Source organism: Kineococcus arenarius subsp. arenarius, assembly GCF_050871845.1.
In the GTDB taxonomy this organism is placed as follows: domain Bacteria; phylum Actinomycetota; class Actinomycetes; order Actinomycetales; family Kineococcaceae; genus Kineococcus.
In genome coordinates, this window is record NZ_JBJLSE010000133.1 from 1 (window position 1) to 8,351 (window position 8,351).

At 75.4% G+C, this 8,351-nt stretch carries 8 protein-coding genes; 5 read left to right on the forward strand and 3 right to left on the reverse strand.

Features of this window, described 5'->3' with window-relative positions:
* Nucleotides 1-155: 155 nt before the first annotated feature.
* Both cls and ACRYM0_RS19495 read right to left on the reverse strand, forming a co-directional pair.
* Complete coding sequence (gene cls / locus ACRYM0_RS19490) at nucleotides 156-1,622, reverse strand: cardiolipin synthase (RefSeq protein WP_432507515.1); 1,467 nt, start codon at nucleotides 1,620-1,622, stop codon at nucleotides 156-158.
* A gap of 17 nt (nucleotides 1,623-1,639) precedes the next feature.
* Nucleotides 1,640-2,287: a VOC family protein gene (locus ACRYM0_RS19495; protein ID WP_432507509.1), complete on the reverse strand. Its 648-nt coding sequence runs from the start codon at nucleotides 2,285-2,287 to the stop codon at nucleotides 1,640-1,642.
* A gap of 95 nt (nucleotides 2,288-2,382) precedes the next feature.
* Between ACRYM0_RS19495 and ACRYM0_RS19500 the strand changes: the two genes are divergently transcribed.
* From ACRYM0_RS19500 to ACRYM0_RS19520, 5 genes are all read left to right on the forward strand, one after another.
* Nucleotides 2,383-4,539, forward strand: a complete 2,157-nt coding sequence (locus ACRYM0_RS19500; RefSeq protein WP_432507510.1) for a RecQ family ATP-dependent DNA helicase — start codon at nucleotides 2,383-2,385, stop codon at nucleotides 4,537-4,539.
* Nucleotides 4,540-4,598: 59 nt separating this feature from the next.
* Complete coding sequence (locus tag ACRYM0_RS19505) at nucleotides 4,599-4,970, forward strand: VOC family protein (RefSeq protein WP_432507516.1); 372 nt, start codon at nucleotides 4,599-4,601, stop codon at nucleotides 4,968-4,970.
* Between the two features lie 82 nt (nucleotides 4,971-5,052).
* Nucleotides 5,053-6,003, forward strand: a complete 951-nt coding sequence (locus ACRYM0_RS19510) for a PfkB family carbohydrate kinase (protein ID WP_432507511.1) — start codon at nucleotides 5,053-5,055, stop codon at nucleotides 6,001-6,003.
* Between the two features lie 65 nt (nucleotides 6,004-6,068).
* A complete protein-coding gene (locus ACRYM0_RS19515) occupies nucleotides 6,069-6,392 on the forward strand; it encodes an ArsR/SmtB family transcription factor (protein ID WP_432507512.1) in 324 nt (107 codons plus the stop codon).
* Nucleotides 6,389-7,336, forward strand: a complete 948-nt coding sequence (locus ACRYM0_RS19520) for a cation diffusion facilitator family transporter (RefSeq protein ID WP_432507513.1) — start codon at nucleotides 6,389-6,391, stop codon at nucleotides 7,334-7,336. Before ACRYM0_RS19515 ends, ACRYM0_RS19520 begins: the two co-directional genes overlap by 4 nt.
* 22 nt (nucleotides 7,337-7,358) lie before the next feature.
* Here the strand turns inward: ACRYM0_RS19520 and ACRYM0_RS19525 are convergent, their stop codons facing one another.
* Nucleotides 7,359-8,267, reverse strand: coding sequence for a TIGR03620 family F420-dependent LLM class oxidoreductase (locus ACRYM0_RS19525; protein WP_432507514.1), 909 nt, complete (start codon nucleotides 8,265-8,267; stop codon nucleotides 7,359-7,361).
* Nucleotides 8,268-8,351 lie beyond the last annotated feature (84 nt).

Here is an 8,351-nt window from a genome sequence, read left to right on the forward strand (position 1 = left end):
AATCATGGAAGAGGGGACCAACACCCTGACACCCACCAGCAAGGGACCGGCCGGTGACCCGTCCGTTCCTCCCCGCCGCGCGGTGTGTCCACTACGTTAACTGCACCCCACCACCCGGTCAAATCGCGGGTGGCACGACCGGGGCGGCCCGGTGATCACTGCAGCGCCGAGGTCAGCCGCGCCAGGTTCTCCTTGATCACGTGCCGCCGGCCGCGGGCCATCCACTGCTCCAGCGTGAGCTCGGTGCAGCGTTCCCGGTAGCCGTCCTCGACGCGACGCAGGTCGGACACGAAGTCCCGCCCGCACACCATGAGCGTCAGCTCCAGGTCGAGGAGGAAGGAGCGCATGTCCATGTTGGAGGACCCGATCACCGCGACCTCCTCGTCGACGGTCATGTGCTTGGCGTGCAGGACGTACGGCGCCGGGTAGCGGTGGATGCGCACGCCGGCGCGCAGCAGGTCCTCGTAGTAGGAGCACTCCGCGTAGTGCACCAACGCCTGGTCCCCGTGCTCGGAGACGAACAGCTCCACGTCCACCCCCCGCTCCGCGGCGGTGGTGATCGCGTTGAGCATGGACTCGTCGGGCACGAAGTAGGGGCTCGTGATGGAGATGCGCCGCTGCGCCGAGTAGAGCAGCGCGTTGAAGAGCTTGAGGTTGTTCTCCCCCTCGAAGCCCGGACCGCTGGGGACCACCTGGCACTCCAGCGCGCCGGGCGACTTCTCCGGGGAGACCACGGGCCGCTCCGTCTCCAGCAGCTCGTCGGTCTCCGAGTACCAGTCCGTGGTGAAGATCGCATCGACCCCGGAGACGACCGGTCCCTCCAGGCGCACCATGAGGTCCTGCCACTGCAGACCCCTGCGGATGTTGCCCCGCTTGTTGTAGCTGCGGTCCAGGACGTTCTGCGACCCGACCCAGGCCACGTCGCCGTCCACGACCAGGAGCTTGCGGTGGTTGCGCAGGTCCGGTCGCTGGTACTTCAGCTTGTGCAGCTGCACCGGCAGCATCGGGTGCCACTCGATGCCCGCGTCCTCCAGGAAGCGCGTGGTCCGGCGGTACCCGGGGTAGCGGATGGCCCCGAGGTGGTCGAGGAGCACGCGCACGCGCACGCCCCGCAGCGCCGCCCGGCGCAGGGCCTCGAAGAACGGGGCGCTCGTCGGGTCCAGGGTCATGATGTAGAACTCGACGTGCACGGAGCGGGTGGCGGTGTCGATGGAACGGGCCATCGCGCGGATGGCCTCCTCGTACTGCCCGAACAGCTCGGCGCTGTTGCCGCCGACCAGCGGCATGGAGCCCAGGTTGCGGTTCAGCTCCACGATGCCCCCCAGCCACGGCGGCCACGGGTGCTCCGCGCGGACGAGGTCCATGCCGCTCGTGGAGTCCAGGATGAGCTGGTTGATCTCGCGCTGCTTGCGCCGCCGCGCCCGGGGCAGCTTGGGGTTGCCGATCAGGAGGAAGGCGAGGACTCCCAGGTACGGGATGAAGAAGATGGCCAGGAGCCACGCGAGCGCCGAACTGGGCCGTCGGTTGACCGGCACGACGGCGATCGCGGTGAGCCGGACGATCAGGTCCACGACGAGCAGCGCGACGGCGGAGGCCGTCAGGGACGGCGCCCAGCCGGACATCGACTCGAGCACCGCGTTCAGACCTGCACGACGCCGCGGGACGTCTCGAACGTCACCGCGCGCAGCCCGGGCTGCCCCTCGGAGTCCGCGTCGAGCCAGGTGAAGCCGACCCCCTCGGGGACGAAGCTCCCGGGCAGCCCCATCCAGCTGCGCACGCGGGAGGGGTCCCCGGCGATCGTCAGACCCGCCAGGCGCGTCCCGCCCGCCAGGGCGATCGCGGAGGGGTGCTGCGTGCGCGGTCCCGCCCACTCGATGAGCAGCGGCAGCTGGGGGTCCTCGCGCAGGCCGGGGGCGCCGATCTGGCGCCAGCGCAGCTCCACCCCGTCGGGACGGCGCCGAACGCCCTCCTCCGCCGCCTCGCCGAGACGCCGCTCGTGGGCCGCCAGGTCCTCCACGGTGACGGCCCAGGTGAACCACCCGCCGCCGGCCTCGGAGCGGCTGCGCACGGCCTGGCCGAAGACGGCCTTCTCGGCGACCGGGTGGTCCAGGACCTCGACCACCTCGACGTAGACGCCCTCCGACAGCGGCAGGACGACGTTGCGGGTGCCGAAGCGCGGGTGCGGGCCGCCGTCGACGACGCGCACGCCCAGCAGGGAGGCCAACCGCCGGGCGGTGGCCTGCAGGCCTTCGGGACCGGCGGCGTAGCCGACGTGGTCGACGCGCATGTCCACAGCCTCTCAGGCTCCCCCGCGGCGCGTGGCGCAGGTCCCGCCCGGCCCCTCGCCGCCGCGTGTCGGAGGGGGCTGACAGCATCCTGCGCGTGCCAGCCCCAGCGCCGTCCCACGCCGTCCCCGACACCGCCGCACCCGCGGGTGCGCTGCGCGCGGAGGCGGAGGAGGTCCTGCGCCGCCTCGTCGGCGACCCCGCCGCGCAGCTGCGCGAGGACCAGTGGACGGCGATCGAGGCGCTCGTCGCCGACCGCCGCCGCGCGCTGGTGGTGCAGCGCACCGGCTGGGGCAAGTCGGCGGTGTACTTCGTGGCCACCGCGCTGCTGCGGGCCCGCGGGGCGGGGCCGACCGTGATCGTCTCCCCGCTGCTGGCCCTGATGCGCAACCAGATCGCCGCGGCCGAGCGGGCCGGCGTGCGGGCCGTGACGGTGAACTCCACCAACGGCGAGGAGTGGGGCCGCGTCTACGAGGACGTGCGCGCCGGCGCCGTGGACGTCCTGCTGGTCTCCCCCGAGCGGCTGAACAACCCCGGCTTCCGCGACGAGGTCCTCCCGCCGCTGGCCGCCACCACCGGGCTGCTCGTGGTGGACGAGGCGCACTGCGTCTCGGACTGGGGCCACGACTTCCGGCCCGACTACCGGCGCATCCGCACGCTGCTGGCGGACCTGCCGGCGGGCATCCCCGTCCTGGCGACCACGGCCACCGCCAACGAGCGCGTCACCGCCGACGTCGCCGAGCAGCTGTCGGTGACGGGCACCCGGACGCTGGAGGACGTCCTCGTCCTGCGCGGGTCGCTGGACCGGGAGTCGCTGCGGCTGGCGGTGCTGCGCCTGCCCGACCACGCGCACCGCCTGGCGTGGCTGGTGCAGCACCTGCCGCAGCTGCCCGGCTCGGGCATCGTCTACGTGCTCACCGTCTCCGCGGCCGCCGACGTCGCCGCCCACCTGCGCGCTCACGACGTGGAGGCGGTCGCCTACACCGGGCAGACCGACCCGGCGGAGCGGCTGCAGGCCGAGGACGACCTCGTGCACGACCGGATCAAGGTGCTCGTGGCGACCAGCGCGCTGGGCATGGGCTTCGACAAGCCCGACCTGGGCTTCGTCGTGCACCTGGGGGCGCCGTCCTCGCCCATCGCCTACTACCAGCAGGTCGGCCGCGCCGGGCGCGGCATCGACAGCGCCGAGGTGGTCCTGCTGCCGGGGGCCGAGGACCGCGACGTGTGGCGGTACTTCGCCTCGATCGGCTTCCCCGGCGAGGAGGACGTGCGCCGGGCGCTGGACGCGCTCGCCGAGGCCGGCGGGACCGTGTCCACCCAGGCGCTGGAGGCGCGCGTGGCGCTGCGCCGCAACCGCCTGGAGATGATGCTGAAGGTCCTCGACGTGGACGGCGCGGTGCGCCGCGTGCGGGGCGGCTGGGAGTCGACCGGCCGGCCGTGGAGCTACGACGCCGAGCGCTACGAGCGCGTCGCGCAGGCGCGCGAGGTGGAGCAGCGGGCGATGCTCGACTACCAGGCCACCGACGGGTGCCGGCTGGAGTTCCTGCGCCGTGCCCTGGACGACCTGGAGGCCGCCCCCTGCGGGCGCTGCGACAACTGCGGCGGGTTCGACGTCCCCCGCGACGTCGACGAGGCCGCCGTCCAGCGGGCCGGCACGGACCTGACCCGGCCCGGCGTGCCGCTGGAGCCCAAGAAGCAGTGGCCCAGCGGCATGGCCACCCTCGGCGTGCCGCTGTCGGGGAAGATCGCCCCCGCGGAACGACCCGGCGAGGGGCGTGCGGTGGCGCGCACCACCGACCTGGGGTGGGGCGGTGCCGTGCGCGAGCTGTTCGCCGCCTCCTCGCCGGACCAGGAGACGCCGGTGCCGCTGCGCCGCGCAGCCGCCGCCGTGCTGGACGACTGGGCGCGCGGACTGGGGCTGGAGGGGGTCGTGGCGATGTGCTCGGCGTCGCGGCCGCGCCTGGTGGCGCACCTGGCCGAGGGCCTGGCCCGCTACACGGGGTTGCCCCTGCTCGCGACGTTCGAGCTGCACCCGGAAGCCGGCCCCACCCGCAGCGACGTCAACTCCGCGCACCGGCTGGCGCAGGTCACCGGCCGGTTCCGGCTGCCGGCGGACGCGGCGCTCGAGGGGCGCACGGTCCTGCTGGTCGACGACCGCACCCGCACGGGCTGGACGCTGACCGTCGCCGCCCGGGAGCTGCGCCGGGCGGGTGCGGCGCAGGTGCACCCGTTCGTGCTGGCCGAGGGGGAGTGAGCGTGTCCGGGGACGCGGTGCCGGGAGGCGCCGGCGGCCGGCCACCCGTGCGGCTGGGCATGGTGGTGCTGGACACCCCGGACCCGCGCGGGCTGGCGGCCTTCTACGCCGAGCTGCTGGGGTGGCGGCTGGACCCCGACGACACCTCCGACGACTGGGTCACCGTGCGCGGCGACGGCGGCACGGCGCTGGGGTTCCAGCGGGCCGAGGAGCTGCCACGCCCCACGTGGCCGGCCGGCGGGGTGCACCAGCAGCTGCACCTCGACCTGGACGTCGACGACTACGCCGAACCGGAGGCGCGCGCCCTGGCCCTGGGGGCCACCGTGCTGGACGCCGGCCGCGACCACCTCGGGTTCCGCGTGTACGCCGACCCGAGCGGACACCCGTTCTGCCTGTGCCGGCAGGTCCCGCGCGAGGACGGCACCGGCTGACCCGTCCGCCCGGAGCGGGTCCCCGGGCGGGGTGCGCGGGCCACGGCGTGCGGACGGCGGCGGGCGCTGCGACGCTGCGGCGGTGACCCCGCAGCGCGCCACCACCGGGATCGTCGAGGGCGTCGTGGTCGTCGTGGGGCAGGTGGCGCGGGACCTCGTGCTCGCCGTGGACGACGTACCGGGTGCGGGAGCCTCCGCCGCGGTGCGCGAGCGCCGGGAGTCGCTCGGCGGCAAGGGCGCCAACCAGGCGGTGGCCGTCGCGCAGCTGGGCATGAGCGCCGCCGTGGTGGGGGTCGTCGGCGACGACGTCGCCGGTGAGGAGGTGCTGGCGCAGGCGCGCCGCGACGGGCTCGACGTCCGGGCGGTCGCACGTCGCGAGGGCGCCGCCACGGCCCTGCTCGTCGACGTCGTCGCCGGCGGGCAGCGCAGGCTGCTGGAGCACGTGGCCGCCGAGGTGCTGCTGACCGGGGCGGACGTCCAGGCCGCCTCCAGCCTGCTGCGGCGCGCCGCCGCCGTCCTGGTGCAGCTGCAGCAGCCCGCCGAGGCCGTGTCGGCGGCCCTGCGGATCGCCCGCGACGCCGGCAGGTTCGTCGTGGTCGACGGGGCGGTGCAGGAGCCCGGGCTGCAGGAGGAGGTGCTCTCCACGGCGACCGTCCTGCGCGCCGACGCCCGGGAGGCCGAGCTGCTGCTGGGCCGTGGGCTCGACGGGGCGGACGCGGTGCTCGAGGCGGCGCACGAGCTGGTGGCGCGCGGGCCGCGGCTCGTCGTCCTGGAGGCGGGCTCGGCGGGCAACGCGGTCGCCTGGCAGGGGGGCGGCGAGCTCGTCCCGCTCACCGACGTGGACGTCGTGGACCCCACCGGGGGCGGGGACTCCTTCACCGCCGCGCTGGCGGTGGCGCTGCTGCGCGGCGAGGAGGTCGAGCGCGCGGCCCGGTGGGCCACGGCCGCCGCCGGTTCGACGGTGCAGCGGCTCGGCGGCCGGCCCGCGCTGTCCCCGCCGGAGCTGGACGAGCAGGCGGACCGGCTGGGCTGAGCGGGGCCGAGGCGCGAGGGCCGCCACCCCTGACGTCAGTACATCCGAGCGTGTACCTTCTGGGGGTGATCAGCACCCCCGGCGACGTCCTGGCCCGCTTCGGCCACGCGCTGTCCGACCCGACCCGGGCGCGGCTGCTGCTGGCGCTGCGCGAGGGCCCCGGCTACCCGGCGGAGCTCGCGCAGGCCCTGGGGGTGTCCCGGCAGAGCCTGTCCAACCACCTGGCGTGCCTGCGCGGGTGCGGGCTGGTCGTCACCGAGCCGGAGGGGCGCCGGGTCCGCTACGAGCTGGCCGACGCGCGGCTGCGCCACGCCCTCGACGACCTCGTCGGCATCGTGCTCGCCGTCGAGGAGCCGCTGTGCGGCAGCACCGGCGGGGTGGCGCCGTGAGCCCTGCGCACGGCCACGGCCACGGCCACGGCCACGGCCACGGCCACGGGGGGCCCGGGCAGGACCGCCGGCGGCTGGCCGGCGCCCTGGCCATCACCAGCGCGGTCCTGGTGGCCGAGGCCGTCGGCGCGTGGGTGTCCGGCAGCCTGGCCCTGCTCGCCGACGCCGGGCACGTCCTCACCGACGTCGCCGGCCTCGTCATCGCCCTCATCGCCGCGAGCCTGGCCGCCCGACCCGCCACGCCGCGGCGGACCTGGGGCTACCGGCGCGCGGAGGTGCTCGCGGCGACGCTGCAGGCCGCGGCGCTGCTCGCGGTCGGTGCGTACGTCCTCGTCGAGGGCGTGCGGCGGCTGGTGGAACCGCAGCAGGTGTCCTCCGGCGCGATGCTCGTCTTCGGCGCGCTCGGCCTGCTGGGCAACCTCGCGGCGCTGGCCCTGCTGCTGCGCGGCAGCGGCGCCGGGAACGTCAACGTGCGCGCGGCCGTGCTGGAGGTCGTCAACGACGCCCTGGGCTCGGTGGCCGTCCTCGTCGCCGCCGCAGTCGTCGCCCTCACCGGGTGGACGCGCGCCGACGCGGTGGTCTCCATCCTCATCGGCCTGCTCATCGTCCCGCGCACGCTGAGGTTGCTGCGCGAGACCACCGGTGTGCTGCTGGAGGCGGTGCCCCCCGGCCTGGACCTGGACGACGTGCGCCGGCACCTGCTGGAGCTGCCGCACGTGCAGGAGGTGCACGACCTGCACGCCAGCCAGATCACCTCCGGGCTGCCGGTGCTGTCCGCGCACGTCGTGCTCGACGACACCTGCTTCCACGACGGGCACGCCCCGGAGATCCTCGACCAGCTGCAGGCCTGCGTGGCCGAGCACTTCCCCGTGGCCGTCGAGCACGCCACGTTCCAGCTGGAACCCGCCGGGCACGGCGGCCACGAGACCGCCACCCACGACTGACCGCGGGCGGCGGCCCGGCCGGTCAGCCGATGAGCGCCTGCGCCAGCTCCCGCCACTGCCGCAGCGGGAACTCGTCGCCGGAGGCGGTGAGCACCTGCACGGCGACCTCGTCGGCCCCCGCGTCGACGTGCCGGGCGATGCCCGCCACCACCGTGGCGGTAGCGCCCCACGGGATCAGCTCGTCGACCAGGCGGTCGCTGCCGCCGTCGGCGAAGTCCTCGTCGCCGTAGCCGAAGCGGCGCAGGTTGTTCGTGTAGTTCGGCAGCGCCAGGTACCCGGTGGCGTAGCGGCGGGCGATCGCGCGCGCCTCCGCCGGGTCCTCCTCGAGGACGACCGCGACCTCGGGCGCCAGCAGCACGCCGTCGCCGAGGACCTCGCGCGCGTACGTGGTGTGCGCGGGGGTCGTGAAGTACGGGTGGGCGCCCAGGGAGCGGTCGCGCGCCAGGCGCAGCATCCGCGGGCCCAGCGCGGCCAGCGCCCGGCGCTCGCGCGGCACCGCGCCGGACGCGTCCAGGGCGTCGAGGTGCTCGACGGTGCGCGAGTACGGCTTCGAGTAGTCCTCGCCGGAGCGCTCGACGATCGCGGCGTGGCTGTTGCCCAGGCCCAGCAGGAACCGGCCGGGGTGGCGGCGCTCCAGCTCGGCGAAGCCCTCCCGCGTCTGCTCGGGCGTGGCGGCGTAGACGCTGACGATGCCGCTGGCCACCCCGATCTCCTCGGTGGCGTCCAGCAGCTCGCCGAACACCGGGTGCAGGCCGGGGTCGAAACCGCCCGAGAGCCAGATGCGGGAGTACCCGAACGCCTCGACCTCGCGGGCGGCCTCGCGGGCCTCCTCGCGCCGGCCGGGGTCGGCCCACGGGGCACCGCCCCACAGGCTGATGCGGGCCCGGGCGGCGGGCGTGGTGCTGTCGGGGGGCAGGGAGAGGTCCGTCACGCCCTCACGCTAGGCAGGTGCTCGCCCGCGCGCACCCCGCCCATCCCCACGGTGATCAAGGAAGTTGCAACTTCCTTGATCACC

Bases quoted from the DNA above. Each gene is read 5' to 3' on its own strand.
- cls (WP_432507515.1), bottom strand. From the start codon at position 1,622: ATGTCCGGCTGGGCGCCGTCCCTGACGGCCTCCGCCGTCGCGCTGCTC.
- ACRYM0_RS19495 (WP_432507509.1), bottom strand. From the start codon at position 2,287: ATGCGCGTCGACCACGTCGGCTACGCCGCCGGTCCCGAAGGCCTGCAG.
- ACRYM0_RS19505 (WP_432507516.1), top strand. From the start codon at position 4,599: ATGGTGGTGCTGGACACCCCGGACCCGCGCGGGCTGGCGGCCTTCTAC.